The sequence below is a fragment of the Fannyhessea sp. C0108B2 genome, assembly GCF_056583915.1.
The window spans coordinates 55,257-77,377 of record NZ_JBWPJQ010000001.1 but is presented as its reverse complement, the minus strand read 5'-3'; the positions used below and the strand labels follow the sequence as shown (position 1 = coordinate 77,377).

The following is a 22,121-nucleotide window of genomic DNA, read 5'->3' as shown; positions in this document are numbered from 1 at the left end:
TAGTATTAAATCGTAAAGGATATCGTTTATGAAGGCTGGTTTAGACAATCAACAGATTTCGTCCTATTTGAAGGATAAAGCTGCGCACTCGGCGCATGCTATAAAAGCACAAGCTCATACTACAAAAGAGCACGCAAAGTCTACCGTTAAAAACTATATGGTTGCCGAAGATTCTACCGCACCGGTTGGTACTTCATCTAACCCTTCATACCAAATTTATACGGTGGCTAATGGTATAACTTTTTGTAGGCTCATTCTTACCTTTATTTTTTTAGTTCTCTTTATTTCTCGCACCAACAGAATTCTTGCATTCATGTGTTATATGATTGCCGCGGTTACTGATTTTTTAGACGGACAAGTTGCGCGTAGAACGCAAACGGTGAGTTGGTTGGGTAAAATCATGGATCCCATTATGGATAGGGTATTGCTTGCCACGGGCGTTTTAGGCCTTGTAATAACAGGAGAAATACCAGTTTGGATAGCTGTTTTTGTGATTTTAAGAGATACCATTATGGCCTGTGGAGCGCTTATTCTGCAACGTTACCAGCGTCGACCACTTGATGTAATTTACATCGGTAAAATTGCTACTGCGTGTTTAATGTTTGGGTTTTGCGACGCACTGTTTGGTTTGCCGTACGTTCACGGACTTGGACTTTATAACCTAGAATTTATGCCAGGAATTGACGCTCAAAGTGTACCGTTGGGTATGTTCTTCATATATGTTGGCGTTGTTTTTTCTTCAGTAACTGCAATAACTTACATAACGCAAGGTTTAAAAATTATAAGAAGTAAACATTAAGGACACAGTATGACCCATCATGGAATTCTTTACGACGAACACGTGGTATTAGGTGCAAATTTTGCCCTCGATGAGGGTGGTACTGAGCATGTTGCGTCCTACCCTCAGCAATCTTCTGATGCAGCAGATAGCAAAGATCTTGCAGATCACGAGTGCTTTATAGCAGATATGTCTGGCGTCTTTTATCGTGTAATTTCTGGCGTGGATGCGCAGGCGTACATAAGTATGTTGAGTGCAACAGATCATGCTGGAATAGGGGATACACGCCTATCTTGTGTTTTATCGGGTGACGGTAGCGTTATTTCGTATCCTTTTATAGCACATAGTGGAGATAATGAATACGTTATTCTTGATACTAGTTCTCGCGCGCAAACGCTTGGCATGTGGATGGATTTTGTGCAACATATAAAACAGGATACCTTCGAGCCATTTGCTCACGTACGTATAGCAACTTATGACGAAAAACTTGTGCCAATTGCACTTTATGGAAGTGCGGCAGACCAACTTTTGCTTGATTATATAGACCATGATAGTGCTGTTTTTGAGAATGGGAGCGTTTGTGCTATCTCACTTGATGGTCATATAACATGTTTGTGTCTTCATCCGAGCCAATCTTGGTATTTGCTGTTTGTACCTGCGCGGTATGCACGTCTTATGTGGAGAAGTTTTTTGTCCTTTGCGTATGTAGAGCCTCAACCATATCAACATGCATGCACCAGACTTTGTTTAAGCTTACCAGAGGAACTTAACGTTAACAGTAACGATAAACTAACCCTTTCGTATAGGGTTCTAAATAACTATAATCTAGTTCGTTCGGATATGTCCTATATTGGAGCACGTGAGTTACAAACCACTAAAGGCTAGGGGGTAAACAATGAAGTATGCTATTAGCTCGGCAGATGTCAGTCAAAGCAAAGGTTTTTATTCTCAAGCCACTACTGCAGGTCGTCTAATCTTTATATCGGGGCAAACAGGAATTGATAAAGATCAAGATCAAGGCCACGCGTTATCATCTATAAACCAACACTCAACTAACACTCAAGTAAACTTGAGTGTTGCTGAACAAACCGAAAAGATTATTACAACGTTTGTAAAGCTTTTAGACGAGGTAAATTGCACGCTTTCCGATATTTCACAGATGACTATTTTTGTTACTTCGCCTGAAGACGTACCAGAAATTGACGCTGTTTTACGCAAACATTTTGATCTACCTGCGCCAGCACGAAGTGTAGCCCACGTCTGTTCACTGCCTGATGATGCTCGCGTTGAAATTAGCTGTATTGCCTGTAGATAAGTCTAGTCAAAAGGCCTTACTTAGCGCTATGATAGTATATGAATTGCTTTTGAAAGGGATACTATGCAACAAGAACCAAACAACGCAACTACTGCAGGATCTACGCAGATTTTTCGCATGCCAGCAACTGATGTTACTTCACCGAGTATCTTTGATAAACCAGATCCAGTGTATCCTACACTTGCTATTGTCAAAGGTCCTCAAACTGGCATGGTTTTTGAACTAAATACATCAATTATTACTATAGGGCGCGATCCATCTAACAGCATTTTTCTTAATGATATGACTGTTTCAAGAAAACATGCACGTATCGATTTCACCTCTTTAGATCAAGGCTATGTCACTATAGAAGATCTCAATTCTCTTAATGGTACCTGGATTGACGGTGCTATTGTCAATAAAGCATTTCTTAAAGATGGCTCCACCATTCAAATTGGCACGTTTCGTATGATTTTCCATACTAACAAGCATGTGTCTACGCATGATTCGTCTGCGCTTAGCAGATAGGTATTGTTATGGCACATCAAGCTTGTCTTACCATCGGTAAAGTAGTAGCTCACCTTAAAGAACGTTATCCGGATATTAGCATATCTAAAATTCGGTATCTAGAAAACGAAGGCCTTATAGAGCCTGCGCGCACAAAAACCGGTTATCGGCTTTATTCAAGTTATGACATTAAGCGTTTAGAAGATATCCTTTACCTGCAAAAACATAAATTTATGCCGTTGTCGGTTATAAAAGAAAAATTGCAGCGTACGCAAGAGTTGCAATCACGTGGAATGGACACAGACGCTACACAAGAAGAGATCCTAGCACCTTCGCATAGGCTGTATCCTTTAGATAGAATACCAGAGTTGGTGGGAGTTTCTATTAGCTTTACACGTCAACTAGCCGATGCTGGTCTCATTGATTTTAAACGTTCACCTCATGGTAGAGAGTTGGTTGATAGTAGAGACTTTGATCTCATTAAAACATGTGATGAGTTAACGCATTACAGTATTGGACCAAAAAATTTGCGGCAATACGTAATTGCTTCTAATCGTGAGTCAGCACTGTTTGAACATGCGCTTGTTATTTTTGCAACTAAAGCCGGTGGAGTAGACGTGCAGCAAACAAAGCAAAGTCGTGAAAGATTTGAGAAAGCTTTTGATACAATCCTATCGCTTACGGGATCTATTAGAAATCAGCTTATACGCAAAAAGATTCAGAAAACATTTAACACGCATAAAGAGGATATAAAGTAAGAGCTCCATGTTTTAGCTATGGTTTTTGTTTTGAAAGGACAAATATGTCTTCATTTGATTTTGAGTCACTTATTTATAACATCAAAGATTATCCTGAACCAGGTGTTGTGTTTAAAGATATTACGCCTTTAGTTGCAAATCCCGAAGGATTTGCAGCTGCTGTTGATGCTATTGCTGATCACTTTGCTGATAAACACATTACCAAGGTGATTGGTGCCGAGGCTCGTGGGTTTTTACTGGGAGCACCTGTTGCTTATAAGCTTCATGCAGGCTTTATCCCTGCTCGTAAGCCAGGAAAATTGCCTCGAGAGGTTTTGCGCGAAGCCTATGATTTGGAATACGGTTCTAATGAGCTTGAAATTCACAAAGATGCACTTACAAAGGATGATCGTGTTCTTATTGTTGATGATTTAGTTGCAACTGGAGGAACCTCTGTTGCAACTGCGCATCTCATAGAGCAAACAGGAGCACAGCTGATCGGTTTTTCTTTTCTTTTAGAGCTTGCCTTTTTGCATCCTCGTGACATTATTAAAAAGGAATTTGACCAAGAAATGTACACACTTGTACAGGTCAATTAATATGGATTTATCTGCCCGTTGCTTGACTTATGCTCATGTGCATCGTATCATCTTAACCACTATACGTACAAAAATCGAACTCTAATTGTGAAGTCCGTATATTTTGGAAGGTAATAAAATGTTACTAACTACCAAGAATAACAAGCTTGGTTATAAAGCTGTAACTGCTGGTCTTGTTTGTGCCCTTACATTAACTTCATCCTATCCTATAACTGCTGCTTATGCCGTGCAGCCGTCGGAGATCCAGGCTGCATCTGATAAGATTGATTCGCTTGCAGCAGAACTTAAAGATTGTCAGAATAGTTTGGATGAAAACGAAGGAAATCTGCAAAAGATCGCCACCGAAATTGTTGATAAAGAACAAGAAATTACACAGACAACTCAAAAGCTTGATACTGCAAAAGAAATACTGAGCAAGCGTGTTCGGAGTAGCTATAAATCGGGTGTTGCATCTATGCTTGAGCTTATTATGGGCTCAACAAGTATGGAAGATCTTGTAAGTCGTATTCATTATATGGATTCTGTTTCGCAAGAAGATGCACGCACCATTAATGACGTACGTGATTTGTCGCGCGAGCTTGCCAGCCAAAAATCAGCGTTGGAAGAGCAGCAGGCAAAAGAAAAAGCACAGGGCGAAAAACTTCAGTCTCAAATTGATGATATTCAGTCAAAACTTAGTGAAGCTCAAAGCTATTACAACAGCTTAAGCGCAGAAGCGCAGGCAGCCATCCAAAAGCAGGCAGAAAATACTGATTCACAGGCTGCATACGTGATGGGGGCTATTCAAGAAAACTCGGATAACACTCAGCCAGCCGCTGGTAATTCATCTGCTCAAAGTGATAATCAAGGTAACAATCAAAATAATGGTGGTGGTGGTAGTTCTACGCCTTCTCCTTCGCACTCAAATTCTTACAGTGATGCAGGCGGTCCTGTCTCCAATGCTTACCAATTTTTAGGAAAAGGTTACCGATATATTTGGGGAAGCAATAACCCATCTAATGGCGGCTTCGACTGTTCTGGATTTACACAATACATATTCCGTCTTTCGGGTTATTCTATAAGCAGAACCACATGGACGCAACGTGACGAAATCAAAGCAAAAGGCAACTGGAAAACAAGTCCTTCTCAGCTTGTTGCTGGCGACCTTGTATTCTTTAACGGATGCAACCATGTGGGTATCTATGTTGGTGGCGATCAGTTTATACATTCAAGCAGCTCAAGAGGACCCGTTTGCGTTTCTCTGTCAGGTTATCTTAGGTTTAGCAGCTTCTATGGCGGCGGATCTATCCTGTAAAACAATCGTTCATTATGTCAAAATCTTCTATACTGTATGAACTTAATAAACAATTTTCAAGGCGTTTACAAATTGACCTTGTTGTTGAAGGAGTTATAGTTGGTCTTTTAGCAGGACTAACTATAACTCTTTACCGTATTACCCTTGATAAAGCCGAAGAATTTGTAATATGGCTGCATAATTATATGCACGAGATGCCATTAGTTATAATCCTTTGGCTCGTCATCGCTGTGTGTTTAGGCTGTGCTGTTTGTTTCTTAACTCGTTGGGAGCCACATTCTAAAGGGTCTGGTATTCCTCATGTTGATGCAGAAATAAAAGGCGAGCTTTCAATGAAGTGGTGGCGTGTTTTACCCATTAAATTCTTAGAGGGGAGTATGTGCTCGCTTGCAGGCATGTCACTTGGCCGAGAAGGACCAAGCGTACAGCTTGGAGCCGTTGTTGGTAAGGCAGTTTCAAAGCTTTTTAAGCGTCGTCGCATAGAAAAACGTCTTCTTATTACATGTGGTGCAGCTGCAGGTATGGCTGCAGCTTTTCATGCGCCTCTTACCGGAACGTTATTTGCACTCGAAGAAATTCATAAAGAATTTAAGCCGGCACTCTTGATAGCTGCTATGATTTCAAGTATTGCATCAGATTTTGTAGTATCTCAAATTTTAGGTGTCCAGCCTGTTTTAGCTTTTCACTTTATTAAAAATATTAATCATGCATATTATGCATATATCCTGCTTCTTGGTGTATTTTGTGGGCTTTTAGGAGCAGTGCATAATGCTGGTATGTTTTTTATTCAGGAAACGTTTTATGCAAAGCTCGAGAAATTTCATGCGTATGCACCACTTATTTTTGCAAGCTGCATTCCGTGTATAGCTATTTATTATGCTCCCACGTTATGCTGTGGTGGAGATAAAATTTTTGAATATTTATCTCATGCGCAAAATCTTGCACTTTCGGCGATTATTGCTTTATTGTTGGGTAAATATCTCTTTACCACATTCTGTTTTGCTTCAGGTGCACCGGGAGGAACCTTGTTTCCTCTTTGTGCAATGGGCGCTCTTACAGGTTGCCTTTTTGGTGTTTTTGCATATACGTATTTAGGACTTCCTCAAGTCTATATTGTTAATTTTGTTGTGCTTGGCATAGCTGGATTATTTGCATCAGTTGTGCGAGCTCCTGTTACAGCAGTTATTCTTGCTTTTGAGCTAACTGGTAGTTTCAATGCACTTTTAGCAGTATCAATTGTATCTATTGTGTCGTATATCTGCGCAAATATGTGCAAAGTTGATCCATTTTATGAGCATTTAACAATGCGTTTGATACAAAATATTTCTACCGAGCAAACCCATGCTATTCAGAAAATGATGCGTGTGGATTCGCATAAAGAAATAATTGCTAAAAAGCTTCCGCATAAAAAAGAACTGGTGTTTCAAACGCTTCATGTGGGTGTAAACTCAAGCGTTGAACATAAATGTCTTGCGGAGATTAATTTTCCTCAGGATATGCGCATTATCACAATTAATCGAGAAGGAATGACCATATTGCCAACAGGTGATTCAAAGCTCGTGGCTGGCGATGAGTTGTTATGTTCATTTATAACTCAAACAGAATTAACAACAAAAACTAACGTTCAAAAATTACTTGATAGTCACTTTGTCGATGGTGCATAGGTTTTATCTGAGCTATTTCACCCAAGAAATAAAAGAGGAAGAGAAGCTATGCCTCTCAACCTCTTCTGTTTAACTACTTTACATAAGATATATTATCATGTTTTAGTATCGGATTAGTTTACAACGTTAGACCCAAGTTATATACATGCAGTTTATGTCTTACTTTATAGAGTACACGCTTAAACTTATGATAAACCTTTAAGCCTTGTGCGTCTGTGCGTTCATTTGAGACGTACGTTTAAGTTTTCTAATATAACTTGCAGCACTTGTTGCAGCAACCGCGCCATCTGAAGCTGCTGTAATCAGTTGGCGTAAGACCTTATCGCGAACATCGCCTGCGGCATATAAGCCCTCGGTACGTGTCTGCATATGATCATCAGTTTTAATGAATCCATTTTTATCGGTATCTACAAACTGACCAACAAGCTGGTTCATAGGTTTTCTACCTGCAAATACAAATACACCAATACCATGTGGCTCACAGGTAATAGTTTCGGTAGAGCGAGTTTTGGTATTTTCGAGGGTAATAGATGTAAAGCCTTCGTCAGACTCCCCTGCAATTTCTTTAATTCGTGTATTGTATACAATATGCATTTTTGGATTTTCTTTTACTTGACGAATAACACCATCTTGTGCGCGTAAGACATCTCGTCTTACCAAAAGCGTTACCTTTTTAGCAAAGCGTGTGAGAAAAAGGCCTTCCTCACATGCAGCATTACCTCCACCAACTACATACACTGGTTTATCGCGATAAAACATAGCGTCACAGGTGGCACAATACGAAACACCGTGACCAGTATAGCGGCTTTCACCTTTAAATTCTGCCTCTTTTGCGGTAGCTCCACACGCAATAAGCACAGCTTTGGCTTTAAATACATGACGTGAGGTATGTACGAGGAAATATGGTGGTTCTTGCTCATTTTCAATACGTTTTAGTGAGTCAACACGCTCCATACAGAGTGGAACATCCATGTCCTTTACTTGGTTGCGCATAATTTCTGAGAACTCATAACCATTAATATGAGGAACGCCTAGATAATTATCAATTTTATCGGTAACGATCATTTGTCCACCCAGCGCTTCTTGTTCGAGAATTACAATATCCAAAAGCGCGCGTTGGGCATATAAAGCAGCAGACAAACCTGCAGGACCGCCTCCGATAATAACCAAATCTTTTAACGTGGGTTGCTCAGTTTGTTCTGTTGTAGTTGTATTCATGCCTTCTCCTCATGTATGCAATTAAATGACTGCAGTATACATACCCATATATCATTTAGCGTAACATGGAAAGTGTAAGTCTCATATAAACGAGCAAAACTTGGACTTGTAGTAGTAAGGTAGCTAAATCTATAGAGGTGTAGTTCAAACAATGTAAAACTCCAGCGTAGGTATCAGTTGTGGATACGTACGCTGGAGTATATTAAATGGCACAAACACAAAACTTTATGCATTTGAACGGATATATAGAGTTGTTTAACCGCTCTAAATATCTGTGTGCGTGTTTATACTTTATCTTTATGATGGCGTGGTAGAACAGCGTTTAACAGGATACCAACTAAGGTAGACGTTGCCATGCCTGGTAAGGTATAGCCTCCCAGTGGAATGTTAATTTGTGCGGTTTCCATACCTACACCTAAAATAATGACAACTGAGGCAATCATAAGGTTACGATTGTCGTCAAAATCAACCTTATTGGTAACAAACATACGCAAGCCATTAGACGCAATCAAGCCAAAGAGTAACAAGCTTACGCCGCCCATAACAGGCACAGGAATTGTTCCAATAAATGCAGCAACTTTGGGACAAAAACCACCAACGATAAGTGCAAATCCGGCAGCGTACCAAAAGACCTGAGTTGCAAAAACATGTGTAACGCTCATAACGCCAATGTTTTCTGCATATGTTGTTGTTGGAGGTCCTCCTAAGAAACCTGAGATACAGGTTGAAATGCCGTCACCGGCTAAGGACTGAGGAAGCATTGCTCTATAATCTTTACCTACAATTTCGCCAACAGCAAGCAAGTGACCAATATGCTCGATAACAACCACAATTGCAACAGGAGCTATCAAAACGATTGCGTGTGGGTCAAAATGAGGTGTCTGAATAGGTGGAAGGCCAATCCATGGTGCATCAACAACAGCTTGAAAATTGATGAGACCTACACACGCAGATGCAATATATCCAACAAAGATAGCTAAAAGAACCGGAAGCGTACCAATGATTCCTTTTTGTTCAGAAAAAATTACAGCAGCTAAAAGCGTAATACCTGCAATACAAGCACTTACAGCCGCAAATTTGGAATCAGGACCAAGCAATGCCATACGCGCAGCCGCTGCTGAGAGTCCAACACCAATAACAACCATAACCGATGCAACCAAAACAGGTGGAAGCAAAGTGTTAAGCCAGTTGGTGCCTGCAATTTTAATAATTCCTGCAACCGCTAAAAAGACGCAACCTGCTACAACTACACCCGATAATGCCGTGTGTAAGCTTCCTGTAGCTGCGGTAGCAACAATTATTGGGCTGATGAATGCAAACGAACTACCCAAATAACTAGGGATTTTATTACGAGTAACCAAAAGATACACAATGGTACCAATACCTGAACACATGATAGCCAAGTTTGGATCAAGACCGGTAAGCACTGGAACCAAAACGGTAGCTCCAAACATACTCATCATATGCTGTATTCCTAAAGGAATAGCTCGTGCAACGGATACATGGTCATCAACGCCGATGATTTTTGCATTGTCCGCTCTACCCATAACACTCCTTTCTTCAGATATATGCGCATGCTCTACCTTTGAGAACACGCGCATAATATCATACAATCTTAAGATTTACCGATCATGCATTCGGTAAAAATTAAAGCGATATTTTAAAGCAGGAAGAAATAGACGATAAACATAAATCCTGCAACCCACATAAGAGGTTTAATCTTCTTAACATTGCCGGTAATAAGGGCAACAATGATGTAGGAAATAAAACCAAATCCGATACCATCAGAAATTGAGAAGGTTAAAGGAATACCGATAATGGTTGCAAATGCAGGGAAGCTTTCTGACAGATCACTCCAGTTAATTTCAACAGTGTCGCTGATCATAAGGTAGCCAACCAAAACCAAGGCACCACAGGTAGAAGCAGCACTTACTACCGAAATGATGGGCGCAAAGAGTGCCGCTAAAATGAAAAGAACTCCTGTTACAACCGCAGAGAGACCAGTGCGTCCACCATCGGCTGCACCAGATGCAGATTCAACAAATGTAGTAATTGAGGATGCGCCAAAAAGGCCACCAAGTGCTGCAGCTGCAGAGTCAACAGTTAAGATCTCGCTGATATTTTCTACGGTACCGTCTTCGTTAAGGAAGTCTCCGGCTTTGGCAACAGCGGTTGCTGTACCCATGGTATCAAAGAAGTCGGACATAAGAAGGGAAAATGCACATACAAGGCAAACAGGATTGATAAGCGCTTTAACAATTCCCATAGTCCCCTCTTCGTCAACCATAAAAGGAGCACCAAAGGTAGAGAAATCAAGCGGAGCAACAAAGCCCGTAGGAAGTGAAGTAACGCCTAAAGGAATACCTGCAATGACCGCAAGAGCAATACCAATTAACAAAGCACCCTTAACTTTGAGGGCATAGCATGCAAGCGTTACTGCAACAGAAATAACACCAACGATGAAAACAGGATCGGTAATTTTGTTAAGCGTAACAAAGGTAGCAGGGCTCGGAACAATAACGCCACCGTTTTTAAGACCAATGAATGCAATGAAGATTCCAAGACCCACAGAGATTGCATGGCGCAATGAAACAGGGATTGCGTCCATGATAGCTTCGCGCAGACCACAGAACACTAACAGAAGGATGACAATACCTTCGATGAATACGATTGCCATAGAAGTATGCCAATCGTTGTTAGTGATAAGAGGCAAGGTAAACGCAACAATAGCGTCAAGACCTAAGCCTGTTGCAAGTGCAACAGGACGATTTGAAATGAGTCCCATAAGAATGGTTACAATACCTGAACCAATGCAGGTTGCTGTAATAGCAGCGTTTAAAGGAATACCAGCATGTACCAAAATTGCAGGGTTAACAGCAATAATATATGCCATCGCTAAAAACGTAGTAAGACCGGCTCTACATTCCTGTGAAACAGAAGATCCTCTCTCACTTGCCTTAAAAAATGTTTCCATCTCCATCCTTTCTGAATTCCTATAGAAACATAAAAAAACCGATAGTGAAAAACACTACCGGTTAATTACCACTGGAACCAAAACCGTTATCGCCACGGTCGGTAGAAGAAAGCTCAGCTGTCTCAACAAGCTCTACAACGGGAACTTTTTGAATAACAAGCTGGGCAATTCGATCCCCTTTTGAGATATGAATATCGTTATGAGGATCTAAATTGACGACGCTCACAAACAATTCTCCGCGATAGTGAGCATCAATAAGGCCTGGTGTATTAGGCATAGAAAGACCACATTTATATGCTAAACCACTTCGTGGCTGTACAAAACCAGCATAACCATCTGGAATTGCAATAGCTAAACCAGTGGGAACCAAGAAGCGTTGAAAAGGTTTTAAAACAAGGTCAATATAGGAACACAAATCAAGACCTGCATCACCTGAATATGCATACCGAGGAAGAATTACATCTTCGTGTAGGCGTTTTATAGGAAGTTGAATGGTGTCAGATGAAGGGTTATTCATTTGATAAACTCCTTAACTCTTCGCTGAATTCTTCGACATCTTTAAAATCTCTGTATACCGAGGCAAAACGTACGTAAGCAACTTTATCTATATCAATAAGTTTTTGAAGAACGCGCATACCAATTTCTTGTGACGTGATTTCTGTTTTTCCGTTATCACGTAGCTCAGTTTCTATAGAATCAATGAGCTGATTGATGCGATTAAGATCAATGGAACGTTTAATAGTTGCCGCTACAAGACCACGACGCAACTTTTCATGACTAAAAGGTTCCTTGGTGCCATCTTTCTTAATAACAAGAATGGGCATTTCCTCACGTCGTTCATAGGTTGTAAAACGCGTTTGGCAACCTATACATTCGCGACGACGACGAATTGCATCGTTTCCTTCAGAGGAACGGGAGTCTACAACTTTAGATACATCACATCCACATTTTGGGCAGTGCATACAACTCCTAACGATTAAAACTCCGATATCAATGTAACATAATAACGGTTTATCACCTACAGAGGTAATCATTTTGACTCTAAGCGTAAACAATCTCGAAACAATTCATGAAACTGTATGTTCTTGTGTATGGTTTTAGACATTATTGCATGTACAGATAATAATATGGATGAGTCAATGAATATTTTAGTTGGAAAATTGCATTGGTATATATATGAGTTGACCTTCGCGTAGACGAAAACCTTCTAAATTATTGTATGAAATGATCCAGGATTCAATTGCCGAGCGCTCAATGCACTTGAGGTTAGACTCATTAACTAGTGAGTCGATTCCTTCTCCTTTTTGGACAATTGTAGCCGAAGGAATACTTGCTTTGAGAAGCGTGGAATCATGGGCTAATCGATAGTTGGTGCTTAAAGCGCTGATAAGAAAACTTGTGATAAATACAAAAGAAAACAGAATTGTTAAGCTCCAAGATAATTGCTGTGCCTTAATACGTTTGAGGTCGTGAAAGTTTTTCTCTGTTAAATCGGTTGTGTGCATGCTCATCTTTTGTCCTTTCTTTTTTTCTTAACTTATATATACACGAGGCCACGGACATTAATTAAAATCGCAGGTAGTAAAGTCATTACGTAAAATGATTTATAGGATATAGACGAGGAAAAGTTTGTGATCAGTATGGTAAAAATAATTTTATAAAAATTAAGAACATATGTTTGTAATTTAAAAATGTTCATGCTATACTAAATTAACTACAAAAAGAGGAGCGTGTTCTATGAGAAAACTTGGAAAACGACAAGAGCAAATTTATTCCTATCTGTGTTCCTATGTTTCAGAGCATGGTTATCCACCTTCAGTGCGAGAAATCGGAGAAGCGGTTGGATTAGCCTCTCCCTCTACCGTGCACATGCATTTGCACGCCCTGCAGGATCTTGGTTACATTCGTAGAGATCCTAAAAAACCACGTGCACTTGTGCTTCCCAAGCTTGTACAAGACGAAGGTGAACAACATCGTGTTGAAAAGGACAATGTTGAGCTTAATGTAACTATTCTTCCTGTTGTTGGTCGTGTAGCTGCCGGTGTACCTATTCTTGCAGAACAAAATATCGAAGATCATCTTGCGGTTCCTACTTCTATAAGCTCAGATTCAAGTTCGTTTATCCTTAAAGTTCAAGGCGAGTCTATGATTAACGCTGGTATTTTTGACGGAGATTATGTTGTGGTAAAAGAACAGCATGATGCACGTAACGGCGAAATTGTCATTGCGATGATTGATAATGAATGCACGGTAAAGCGTTTCTTTAAAGAAAGTAGCTATATTCGCCTACAACCAGAAAACGATACAATGAAGCCTATTATTGCTAAACATCCAACAATTATTGGTAAGGTAACAGGCTTGTTCAGAGCGGTTGTTTCATAAAGGCACGCGTGTGCATGGGTCTCAACGCATAGAAGCTTTTGATGTAATACGAGGTTTTTCACTTGTATCTATGATTGCTTTTCATGCGTGTTATGACTTGGTATCGCTGTATGGTGTATCACTTACCTGGTTTATTTTTCCCTATATTGATCTATGGCGCAACAGTATTGCATGGGTATTTATTTTTCTTGCAGGTATGATGTGCTCATACTCAGTGCATAAGATTAAACGCTGTGTTGTTTATCTTGTATGTGCTTTCTTAATTTATGTAGTTACAACTTTAGTGGCTGTGGATATTCCTATCAATTTCGGCATAATTTTTTGTTTAGGTGTGTCAACAACTGTTGTTACGCTTGTATCATACATGCTTTTACGTGTTGTTAAAACAGCTTCATTCGTAAAAATGAGCGCAGTCGTGCCTTCGTTTACGGACAAAGTAGGTACGTTTATTTTGTTTTGTGTTATGCTTGGCTTCTTTGGATTCACGTATCACATACCGCACGGATATATAAGCTTCTTTCAGTACACGTGGCGTTTACCTGCATGTCTATATTCCTCATACGTTACAGCAGCATTTGGGTTTGCTCCGAGCTATTTTCAATCAGGTGATTACTACCCCATTTTTCCGTATCTGTTCTTATATAGTAGCGGTGCTTTAGCAGGATGGTTAAGCAAGCCGTATGTGATGACATTACAAATGGAGCGTTCGCGCAAAGAATCAGTTACGCTTACTTATGGCTCCTCGGGTGCGTTACTTGTTTACGGTTTAACATTTATTAAAAATCTTCTTGCATTCATGGGAAGACACTCTTTACAAATATATGTGCTTCATCAACCGCTTTTATGTGTTCTTATATTTTTATGTATGAGTATGCGAGTATAAAAACTTACAATTCAAAAGGTTTAAGTCGCTCCACAAGCCTATGAGGAACATATACACAAAGCTGAGTACCTTGTTCGTCATACGTTTCACGCACTACTCTACCATACGTATGAATTAAAGGAATAAACGAAGAATCCTTGTACGCAACATGTAAAACCATATACGTCTCTTGGCTCATAAGTTTCTGAGAAATCATTTGTAATAGTGCTTCTATCCCCTGTCCTGTTTCGGCAGAGATATAAGCGACATTAGTGGGGTCTATTGAATTGAATATTGCAAGCTCTTTGGACTGTGTGTGGGCACTACATGAATTTGAAGGAGTGAGATTCTCTACACATGGAGACGCTTCATGCCCGGTTGCGTAAACATAAGAGTTAGATGCAATACGATCGATTTTATTAGCCACTATAAGATATGGGATTGAGCCTGCGCCAATCTCATTAAGAATGGACTGAACCACATTCATTTCTTTTTCTGCATGAGCGGATGAAACATCTACAACACACAGCAGGAGATCGGCTGAAACAACATCAAGCAAGGTAGTTTTAAATGCATCTATGAGTTCAGTGGGTAATTTTTGTATAAAACCTACCGTATCGCTCAGTACTGCACGACGAGTGTCAGGAAGGGTAATCGAACGCGTTGTTGAGTCTAAAGTTGCAAATAATTCATCTTTTACGTAGGTTGAGGAATGACTTATACGGTTGAGCAAGGTAGACTTACCTGCATTCGTGTACCCTACGAGTGCAATTTTATACAAAGGTGAAGATGATCGAATACTACGTTGAACCTTGCGTTGCGTCTCTAAAGCTGCAAGCTGCTGCTTAACGTGAGCAATTTTTTCGCGTGAAAGACGTCTATCAATTTCGAGCTGACTTTCTCCTTGACCAAAACGTGATCCTATACCACCACGGGTTTGTTCGCCTAATAGATGGCTCCACATCCCTTTAAGGCGAGGAAGCATATATTGCATATGCGCAAGCTTAACTTGAAGTTTGCCTTCCTTAGTAGTGGCATGAGCTGCAAAAATATCTAAGATAAGCGAACAGCGATCAATAACTTGAAACGATTTTCCAACAGCATGGCAAATGTTACTTTGTTGAGATGGGCTCAGTTCATCATCAAAGATAATAAAATCGGCCATTAATGATTGTGCCATATGTTTAAGCTCGAGTAATTTTCCTGAACCAATATAGGTTGAGTGTACAGGTGCATCAAGCTTTTGGACAAGCTTACCAACAGTTGTAATGTTAAGTGTTTCTGCCAAATGTGAAAGTTCTGATAAGCTTTCTTGCGCCGTAAAATCACAGGCAGCCGATGGTGTTTCAACTGCAACAACAAGAGCGCGCGAACTGTTTTCATGTGGATTATAAAATGAAAATCGAGCCATATAGTCTTCTTAGCTTATATCGTTAATAATTTTGTGACACATATCATCTAAAGATTGCGTTGTACAATTTAGCCACTCAACGCGCGAATCACGGGAAAACCACGAGATTTGACGCTTTGCATAATGACGCGTACGGCGTTTTATCAGGTCAACAGCCATTTCAAGTGAATATGTTCCGTCTAAATACGACAAAATCTCTTGATAGCCTATTGCCTGCGATGCCGTTTTGCTATGCTGGAGTCCGCGTGCTTTGAGACGAACCACTTCATCAACAAGACCTTGTTCAATCATGGTATCAACTCGCTTTTCAATACGGCTATACAGCTTTTCACGAGGCCAAGAAAGTCCATATATACGTGCCGCATAGAATGGCTGCAAACGCTGTAATCCCTTTACATGTTCGGCGTAGGAAATACCATCATCGAGCATTTCAAGTGCACGAATAACACGACGAACATTATGAGGATGAATGAGCGCAGCAGAAGCTGGGTCGCGTTTGCATAATAACTTAAAAACAAAATCAGAACCCTCAACCTCAACGAGAGATTCATAGTAGTGTCTTTGAGGATTTTCAAAAGAGCCTTGAGGAAAGTGCATATCATCTATAACTGCATTGAGATACAGCCCTGTTCCTCCACACAATATAACCTGTTTATGATTTGCACGAAGCGATTCCACGCACGCGCGTGCCTCAAGTTGAAAACGTTGGACTGAATATGTTTCTTCAAGTTCGGCACAATCCACCATATCAAGCTTAGCTTTGCGCTCTTCTGGCGGCAGTTTGGCAACGCCGATATTCATACCCTTATAAATTTGTAGTGCATCAACAGAGATAACATGGGTAGTAAAATTAAGCGCAAGCATATCGGCCAGTGATGATTTACCTGAGGCAGTTGGGCCAACAATGGCAATAATGGGAGACGCCATCGATCATCACCTAGGCTGACCTGTGAGTTTACCGCGCAAATACCATGTTTTTGCTTCTTCAACATAGACATCGCACATTTTGCCAATATAGTCTTGGGGTGACGCGCCTTCAGGAAGCGAGAAAAGAACTGTTTGGTTTTTAGGACTATGACCAACCAAAACACGGGAATCCTTTTTTGATGTACCTTCGACAAGCGAGGTAACACATGTGTGCAGTTCCTTTTGATTTGCTTTATAGGCAAGTTCTTCAATAAGATCTGTTAAGCGATTAAAGCGTTGTTGAATAACCTCATGCGGTGTTGTATCTTCTATGTTTGCGGCAGGTGTCCCAGGACGTTTAGAATAGATAAATGTAAACGCAGAACTGTATTCAACTTCACGTACAAGTGATAAGGTCTCTTTGAAATCTTCCTCGGTCTCTCCTGGAAAACCAACGATAATATCTGTTGAAAGAGCTATATCGGGCATAGCACGCTTGAGATGGTCAATAACCTCTAAATACTTCTCACGGGTATAGCTTCGGTGCATAGCTTTAAGTATTCGAGTTGATCCACTTTGAACTGCTAAGTGAAGTTGTGGCATAACAGCAGGCGTTTCGGCCATGGCTGCGATCGTTTCGTCAGAAAGATCCTTAGGATTAGAAGACGTAAAGCGAATACGTTCGATGCCTACCTCCCCCACTTTTCTTAAAAGCTCTGCAAAACAAGGTTTTTTGTAAAGATCTCTACCATATGAATTAACATTTTGTCCAAGAAGCGTTACTTCACGAACTCCATCATCTTTAAGACGACGCACTTCATCAACAACGCGTTCAAGAACACGACTACGTTCCCGTCCACGTACATATGGCACAATACAGAATGTACAGAAATTATTGCAGCCGGTCATAATAGGTACCCACGCATGAAAGCTTTGGTCACGTTTTGAAGGAAGATCAGTTGAAAATCCGCGATTTTTCTCGATAGTATCTACAAATACTTCGTCATCATTGCTTTCAAAGGCTTCGCATAAAAGCTCAGGAACGCTTGCAAGTGCAGAGGTACCAAAGACAACATCAACATTTGGAACATGTTCACGTAACTTGGCGCCATCGCGCTGGGCGATGCAACCTCCAACAGCAATTACGCGCTTACCGCACGGCGAAGGTGGAAGCGTTACCAAATTAGAAACTGCGCCATACAGATGCGTGTCGGCTTTTTCTCTAACTGAGCAGGTCATAAAAATAACGATATCAGCTTCTTCAAACGTAGCGACTTCATTTGCTCCGCAATCGTCCAGAAGACCAGCAACACGCTCTGAGTCATGAAGGTTCATCTGGCAACCAAAGGTTTTGATAAGATATGTTTTTCCTACTAATTTGCTTGCTCTAGCCACAAAATTCCTTTCCATTGAAGCTTTGAAGACTTGTTAAATGTGTTTGTAACATAAGGTGATGGTGAGCATCACCAGGAACTAAAATTTTGCTCAAAATATATTGCTCGGCTATAAGGCGCGTCAATATTTGATTGTTAAAGTGTAGTATTTTGTGATATATGGTGCACCAAAACGGCAATTTTTATAGCGGTGCGATCGTGACCTTCTATGTTAATATCTGCAAAGGTAGGAGAACATGAAATATCTAGACCAACAGGAATTAAAAAACCTCGTGCAATTGCAACTGCTTTAATTGCTTGATTAACAGCGCCTGCACCAACTGCCTGCAGATTTACAGGAACACCATCTTTTACCATGCCTGCTATGGCGCCTGCAATAGAAGCAGGAGACGATTTGGTTGAGATCTTAAGAAATTCCATAGTTGAGACTCCATTTATACATCAAATAAACTATAAACATACGTATAGTAGTTTAGCGAATTTAAGCAGGTAATGCACGATATATTTCAAAATTATACGAAATCTGATTCGTCGTAGTCAAACGTAACAATAATCTTATTATTCCGCATAACGATTGACGGCTCACGTACTAAGCCTATGTAGTATTTTTGCGCTAGTTTATCAAATGTTGAAGACAAATTGCGCGCAAACGCCGCTTTATCCTCAGGTGTTAAGTGCACCGCTCGTTTGGTGTCATAGATATTAATGGGAGCAGGTGCACTTTGATGAGTTTTCCGAAAATACGAACAAAGTGATTTTACTGGCTTAATCTGTCCAGATAAAATGCGGTGTATATTTCGCTCTGAGACTTCAAGCGCGCAATGGTGCGCTACATCCATAAGCTCATGAGAATCACTTGCTGCAAAAAAACGATCAACGATGGGAAGAGAATCTAAGCTATCGGCAAACAAAAAATCTTGTACATCCGTACGTTTAGAGACTAATGCATAGAGCGTAGCAATGATTTCGGTAGGTGTTCCTAAATATACTTCGCAATTTTTTGACTCGCGAAGGGCAAAATCACAGCAGGTTCGAATAATATTATGCGGTCCCACCAGTTCAAAATCAGATGTCGGCGCTTGTTTTATTTTAGATTTAGATTGGGTATCGCCCGAATCTTGTTTAAGTGCATGATAGAGCGGCCGACTTGATTGATCGCGCTTTTCGGTAACTTTATCAGTGTTAACACGTACAACAAGCGCCGTGCCAAGACCTGGCAGAGAAGATGCAACATAAGCTTGTTGCGCCTGCTCTTTGATGGCGTAAAGTGCCATTCCTCTACCATGAATCCCCCAGTGGTCACTGTGAACGCTATCGAGCTTGGAGGTAACGCGGGCTTCAAAAATCCTGTCATGCATGGATTGCGGAATACCCACCCCGTCATCTAAAACAGTTATGGTGCGTATAGTATCCTGCTTGGTGGTGGCAACAAAAATATGACGAGCTCCAGCATCACGACTGTTACGAAGAAGCTCAATAACAATATCTTCTACGCAACGGATATCCTGTTGAGCCTGCCTGCGCTCTGCTTCTCTAATACGTAGACGAACAAAACCACATCCGAGCTTTTCTTCAACACGAAGATTGCTTTGTGGGGCTACGCTATCGAGAAAATCTTTCATATCTTTATGTGATTCACTCATAATAACACTCAGTTTTCACAACGTTTTTTGACATATGAGCAGGTATAGATGTAAAAAGTAAGAAAAAAGTGGCGCGGCAGATGCGCCGCGCCAAGTTTTATTTTGCAATATCATATGCACGAGATTCACGAATAACAACCACGCGAACCTGTCCGGGATACTCCATCTCTTCTTCAATCTGTTTTGCAATATCATGAGCAAGAACAGTAGCTGCAGCGTCGGAGATTTTCTCGGGCTCAACCATAACATGGAGCTCTCTACCTGCTTGCATAGCATAGGTACGAGCAACACCTTCATGCGCGTTAGAAATCTCTTCAAGTTTTTCGAGACGTTTAATATAATTTTCAGCCGACTCACGACGAGCACCTGGACGTGCAGCAGAAATAGCGTCTGCAGCTTGCACGAGGACATCGAGTACCGTTGTAGGTTCGATATCTGCATGGTGAGCCTCAACTGCATGCACAACTTCGGGCTTTTCGCCATAGCGTCTGCAAAGCTCAGCACCAATAACGGCGTGCGGTCCTTCAACTTCGTGATCAATGGCCTTACCAATATCATGTAATAAACCAGCACGCTTTGCAGGACCTGTTTCAAAACCAAGTTCTGAAGCCATAATGCCGCACAAAATTCCAACCTGAACACAGTGCTGCAAAACATTTTGCCCAAACGACGTACGATACTTAAGTGCACCTAACACGCGCATAAGCTCGGGATGCATATCATGAATACCTACATCAAACGCAGCCTGCTCGCCAGCTTCTTGAACTTGCTCGCGAACCTGAGCTTGAGCTTTTTTAAACATCTCTTCAATACGTGCAGGATGAATGCGGCCATCGGCAATTAAATTCTCTAAGGTAACACGTGCAATTTCACGGCGAACGGGACTAAAACTAGAAAGAACAACAGTTTCGGGTGTGTCGTCGATAACAAGAGAAACACCAGAAATCTGCTCAAATGTTCTAATGTTGCGACCTTCACGACCAATAATGCGACCTTTTAGATCGTCTGATGGTATGTGAACGGTAGTTACCGTGATTTCGCCAGCTTGATCGGCAGCACAACGCTGAATTGCAACGGAGATAATCTCGCGTGCCATTTTATCTGTTTGAAACTTAATACGGGCTTCGGAATCACGAATAATCTGAGCTTCTTCTTTAAGCGTGCTTTCGCGAACTTTTTGTAACAACTCATTGTGAGCTTCATCACGCGTAAGCGTTGAAATTCTCTCAAGTTCTGTAGTTTGTTTTACAAACAACTCATCTACATCGTGTTTCTTGCGATCAAGCTGACCTTGCAGGCTAGAAAGTTGATGTTCTTTCTTATCTAGGGTTTCGCTTCTTCTATCAAGTGTTTCTTCGCGTTGCATGATGCGATTTTCCATGGATTGCAAGTCACGCTTGCGTTGTTTCTCTTCGGATTCTGCTTTTTGTTTGAGCTGATAAATTTCTTCTTTTGCTTCTACAAGCGCAGTTTTCTTCGTAGTTTTTGCTTCGCGTTCAGCGTCGCGAATAATACGATTAGCATTTTGCTCTGCTGTTGAAATGTCGCGTTTTACCTGTTCAAGCTTGGAAGTTCCCACCTGAGTAAGGTAGGCATAAACACACAAAGCTGCAACGACAAAACAGACAACACCAACTACAACTAATAAAACTATATGATCCATATAAACTCCTCAAATGAAAATAAATATGAGTTCAGGAATCCGTAACGGAGCCCGCCATTTGAGGCATATCTCGCCTAGAGCAAGTATTCGAAACATAATAAAACTGCAGTTAAAAGGCAGCATTTAATAATCAAAACAAATCGAACAAAGTTAGTGCAGTCATAGTGACCTGCGAGAAATATCTCAAAAGACTATTTTATAGTACGGTTATATGTAGTTGATGTCAATATAAGAGTGGTGTTGTAGGAAAAACGCGAAAAAAATCCATTCACATGTACGTTTTTGCTCTGTAAAGCCCTAGTTCTGCAGGTGATGCCAACTGTAATACGAAACAATCGTCTAAATAACGTGTATATATTCGTAGGCAAAAGCACAATTACGAGCGCAATTGTTACCATTTGGAAAACTAGTTGACGAAAACACTAACAGGTTCTTTAATATGATTCGATCGAATAGCACCTAAACCGTTGATGCGGAGATAACGGCAATTTAAGCCCATACAGAGAGTCTGCGATGCTGAGAATCAGGCTGGAAACAAATTTTCAAATGGACCGCTGAGGGCGCAGTCAAATAGAGTTCTTGGTTTTACATCTTGGCTCTAGAGTATTCTGTGACGTCAGACACGCGTAAGTTGTCGGGAATATGATGGTATTCTTTAAGTGCGCGCAGAGCTTAAGCGCATGCGCGAATTCAAGGTGGCACCGCGGATTTTTATCTTTTTGCATACGTGCATAAAAGCTAAGAAGTTCGTCCTTGATAGAACGTAGTTTCTGTTGGGGGCGTATTTTTTTAACA

General features: G+C 40.8%; 22 protein-coding genes. 10 read left to right on the top strand and 12 right to left on the bottom strand.

What is annotated here, in order from left to right; all coding sequences use genetic code 11:
• Positions 1-28: 28 nt before the first annotated feature.
• The 8 genes from AC1DBT_RS00365 (at position 29) to AC1DBT_RS00330 (ending at position 6,873) form a co-directional block, all read left to right on the top strand.
• The gene (locus tag AC1DBT_RS00365; protein ID WP_480018149.1) at positions 29-799 is read left to right on the top strand and encodes a CDP-alcohol phosphatidyltransferase family protein; all 771 of its coding nucleotides are present in this window, start codon (positions 29-31) and stop codon (positions 797-799) included.
• A 9-nt stretch (positions 800-808) separates the two neighbouring features.
• Positions 809-1,663 carry a glycine cleavage system protein T gene (locus AC1DBT_RS00360; protein WP_480018148.1) on the top strand — a complete coding sequence of 285 codons (855 nt, stop codon included), beginning with the start codon at positions 809-811 and terminating at the stop codon, positions 1,661-1,663.
• Positions 1,664-1,673: 10 nt separating this feature from the next.
• Positions 1,674-2,093 (top strand): RidA family protein, encoded by a 420-nt coding sequence (locus AC1DBT_RS00355; protein ID WP_480018147.1) that lies wholly within the window; start codon positions 1,674-1,676, stop codon positions 2,091-2,093.
• Positions 2,094-2,156: 63 nt separating this feature from the next.
• Positions 2,157-2,600, top strand: a complete 444-nt coding sequence (locus AC1DBT_RS00350) for an FHA domain-containing protein (protein WP_480018146.1) — start codon at positions 2,157-2,159, stop codon at positions 2,598-2,600.
• Between the two features lie 8 nt (positions 2,601-2,608).
• Positions 2,609-3,337 carry a transcriptional regulator FtsR gene (ftsR, locus tag AC1DBT_RS00345; protein ID WP_480018145.1) on the top strand — a complete coding sequence of 243 codons (729 nt, stop codon included), beginning with the start codon at positions 2,609-2,611 and terminating at the stop codon, positions 3,335-3,337.
• 44 nt (positions 3,338-3,381) lie between these two features.
• Entirely contained in the window at positions 3,382-3,915 is a 534-nt protein-coding gene (locus AC1DBT_RS00340) for an adenine phosphoribosyltransferase (RefSeq protein WP_480018144.1), read from the top strand.
• A 118-nt stretch (positions 3,916-4,033) separates the two neighbouring features.
• Positions 4,034-5,209, top strand: a complete 1,176-nt coding sequence (locus AC1DBT_RS00335; protein ID WP_480018143.1) for a C40 family peptidase — start codon at positions 4,034-4,036, stop codon at positions 5,207-5,209.
• A 14-nt stretch (positions 5,210-5,223) separates the two neighbouring features.
• Positions 5,224-6,873 (top strand): ClC family H(+)/Cl(-) exchange transporter, encoded by a 1,650-nt coding sequence (locus AC1DBT_RS00330; protein WP_480018142.1) that lies wholly within the window; start codon positions 5,224-5,226, stop codon positions 6,871-6,873.
• Between the two features lie 198 nt (positions 6,874-7,071).
• Here the strand turns inward: AC1DBT_RS00330 and AC1DBT_RS00325 are convergent, their stop codons facing one another.
• The 6 genes from AC1DBT_RS00325 to AC1DBT_RS00300 form a co-directional block, all read right to left on the bottom strand.
• Entirely contained in the window at positions 7,072-8,091 is a 1,020-nt protein-coding gene (locus AC1DBT_RS00325; protein WP_480018141.1) for an NAD(P)/FAD-dependent oxidoreductase, read from the bottom strand.
• Between the two features lie 284 nt (positions 8,092-8,375).
• Complete coding sequence (locus AC1DBT_RS00320; RefSeq protein ID WP_480018140.1) at positions 8,376-9,638, bottom strand: uracil-xanthine permease family protein; 1,263 nt, start codon at positions 9,636-9,638, stop codon at positions 8,376-8,378.
• Between the two features lie 113 nt (positions 9,639-9,751).
• The gene (locus AC1DBT_RS00315; protein ID WP_480018139.1) at positions 9,752-11,065 is read right to left on the bottom strand and encodes an NCS2 family permease; all 1,314 of its coding nucleotides are present in this window, start codon (positions 11,063-11,065) and stop codon (positions 9,752-9,754) included.
• A gap of 61 nt (positions 11,066-11,126) precedes the next feature.
• Positions 11,127-11,582 carry a dUTP diphosphatase gene (gene dut / locus AC1DBT_RS00310; RefSeq protein WP_006302916.1) on the bottom strand — a complete coding sequence of 152 codons (456 nt, stop codon included), beginning with the start codon at positions 11,580-11,582 and terminating at the stop codon, positions 11,127-11,129.
• Positions 11,575-12,027, bottom strand: a complete 453-nt coding sequence (gene nrdR / locus AC1DBT_RS00305) for a transcriptional regulator NrdR (protein ID WP_006302915.1) — start codon at positions 12,025-12,027, stop codon at positions 11,575-11,577. Before nrdR ends, dut begins: the two co-directional genes overlap by 8 nt.
• A 186-nt stretch (positions 12,028-12,213) precedes the next feature.
• Positions 12,214-12,576, bottom strand: coding sequence for a hypothetical protein (locus tag AC1DBT_RS00300; RefSeq protein WP_480018138.1), 363 nt, complete (start codon positions 12,574-12,576; stop codon positions 12,214-12,216).
• Between the two features lie 226 nt (positions 12,577-12,802).
• Here AC1DBT_RS00300 and lexA point away from each other — a divergent pair, with 226 nt between their 5' ends.
• Entirely contained in the window at positions 12,803-13,447 is a 645-nt protein-coding gene (gene lexA / locus AC1DBT_RS00295) for a transcriptional repressor LexA (protein ID WP_464361076.1), read from the top strand.
• 10 nt (positions 13,448-13,457) lie between these two features.
• Positions 13,458-14,330, top strand: coding sequence for a heparan-alpha-glucosaminide N-acetyltransferase domain-containing protein (locus AC1DBT_RS00290; protein WP_480018137.1), 873 nt, complete (start codon positions 13,458-13,460; stop codon positions 14,328-14,330).
• A gap of 4 nt (positions 14,331-14,334) precedes the next feature.
• On the opposite strand, the gene hflX is transcribed toward AC1DBT_RS00290, so the two are convergent.
• From hflX to rny, 6 genes are all read right to left on the bottom strand, one after another.
• A complete protein-coding gene (gene hflX / locus AC1DBT_RS00285) occupies positions 14,335-15,720 on the bottom strand; it encodes a GTPase HflX (RefSeq protein ID WP_480018136.1) in 1,386 nt (461 codons plus the stop codon).
• 9 nt (positions 15,721-15,729) lie between these two features.
• Complete coding sequence (gene miaA, locus AC1DBT_RS00280; RefSeq protein ID WP_480018135.1) at positions 15,730-16,647, bottom strand: tRNA (adenosine(37)-N6)-dimethylallyltransferase MiaA; 918 nt, start codon at positions 16,645-16,647, stop codon at positions 15,730-15,732.
• A gap of 6 nt (positions 16,648-16,653) precedes the next feature.
• Positions 16,654-18,036, bottom strand: coding sequence for a tRNA (N6-isopentenyl adenosine(37)-C2)-methylthiotransferase MiaB (gene miaB / locus AC1DBT_RS00275; protein WP_480018134.1), 1,383 nt, complete (start codon positions 18,034-18,036; stop codon positions 16,654-16,656).
• Positions 18,037-18,155: 119 nt separating this feature from the next.
• Positions 18,156-18,440: a stage V sporulation protein S gene (locus AC1DBT_RS00270; protein WP_006302908.1), complete on the bottom strand. Its 285-nt coding sequence runs from the start codon at positions 18,438-18,440 to the stop codon at positions 18,156-18,158.
• A gap of 92 nt (positions 18,441-18,532) precedes the next feature.
• Complete coding sequence (locus AC1DBT_RS00265; protein WP_480018133.1) at positions 18,533-19,663, bottom strand: ATP-binding protein; 1,131 nt, start codon at positions 19,661-19,663, stop codon at positions 18,533-18,535.
• A 97-nt stretch (positions 19,664-19,760) separates the two neighbouring features.
• On the bottom strand, positions 19,761-21,326 hold the full coding sequence (rny, locus tag AC1DBT_RS00260) for a ribonuclease Y (RefSeq protein ID WP_480018132.1): 1,566 nt from the start codon (positions 21,324-21,326) through the stop codon (positions 19,761-19,763).
• Positions 21,327-22,121 lie beyond the last annotated feature (795 nt).

Coding starts and splice junctions, on each gene's coding strand:
- AC1DBT_RS00325 (WP_480018141.1), bottom strand. CDS start 8,091: ATGAATACAACTACAACAGAACAAACTGAGCAACCCACGTTAAAAGAT.
- miaB (WP_480018134.1), bottom strand. CDS start 18,036: ATGGAAAGGAATTTTGTGGCTAGAGCAAGCAAATTAGTAGGAAAAACA.
- AC1DBT_RS00265 (WP_480018133.1), bottom strand. CDS start 19,663: ATGAGTGAATCACATAAAGATATGAAAGATTTTCTCGATAGCGTAGCC.
- AC1DBT_RS00355 (WP_480018147.1), top strand. CDS start 1,674: ATGAAGTATGCTATTAGCTCGGCAGATGTCAGTCAAAGCAAAGGTTTT.
- AC1DBT_RS00335 (WP_480018143.1), top strand. CDS start 4,034: ATGTTACTAACTACCAAGAATAACAAGCTTGGTTATAAAGCTGTAACT.
- hflX (WP_480018136.1), bottom strand. CDS start 15,720: ATGGCTCGATTTTCATTTTATAATCCACATGAAAACAGTTCGCGCGCT.
- AC1DBT_RS00315 (WP_480018139.1), bottom strand. CDS start 11,065: ATGGAAACATTTTTTAAGGCAAGTGAGAGAGGATCTTCTGTTTCACAG.
- miaA (WP_480018135.1), bottom strand. CDS start 16,647: ATGGCGTCTCCCATTATTGCCATTGTTGGCCCAACTGCCTCAGGTAAA.
- ftsR (WP_480018145.1), top strand. CDS start 2,609: ATGGCACATCAAGCTTGTCTTACCATCGGTAAAGTAGTAGCTCACCTT.
- AC1DBT_RS00270 (WP_006302908.1), bottom strand. CDS start 18,440: ATGGAATTTCTTAAGATCTCAACCAAATCGTCTCCTGCTTCTATTGCA.
- AC1DBT_RS00360 (WP_480018148.1), top strand. CDS start 809: ATGACCCATCATGGAATTCTTTACGACGAACACGTGGTATTAGGTGCA.
- lexA (WP_464361076.1), top strand. CDS start 12,803: ATGAGAAAACTTGGAAAACGACAAGAGCAAATTTATTCCTATCTGTGT.
- AC1DBT_RS00320 (WP_480018140.1), bottom strand. CDS start 9,638: ATGGGTAGAGCGGACAATGCAAAAATCATCGGCGTTGATGACCATGTA.
- AC1DBT_RS00365 (WP_480018149.1), top strand. CDS start 29: ATGAAGGCTGGTTTAGACAATCAACAGATTTCGTCCTATTTGAAGGAT.
- AC1DBT_RS00330 (WP_480018142.1), top strand. CDS start 5,224: ATGTCAAAATCTTCTATACTGTATGAACTTAATAAACAATTTTCAAGG.
- AC1DBT_RS00300 (WP_480018138.1), bottom strand. CDS start 12,576: ATGAGCATGCACACAACCGATTTAACAGAGAAAAACTTTCACGACCTC.
- AC1DBT_RS00340 (WP_480018144.1), top strand. CDS start 3,382: ATGTCTTCATTTGATTTTGAGTCACTTATTTATAACATCAAAGATTAT.
- nrdR (WP_006302915.1), bottom strand. CDS start 12,027: ATGCACTGCCCAAAATGTGGATGTGATGTATCTAAAGTTGTAGACTCC.
- rny (WP_480018132.1), bottom strand. CDS start 21,326: ATGGATCATATAGTTTTATTAGTTGTAGTTGGTGTTGTCTGTTTTGTC.
- AC1DBT_RS00350 (WP_480018146.1), top strand. CDS start 2,157: ATGCAACAAGAACCAAACAACGCAACTACTGCAGGATCTACGCAGATT.
- dut (WP_006302916.1), bottom strand. CDS start 11,582: ATGAATAACCCTTCATCTGACACCATTCAACTTCCTATAAAACGCCTA.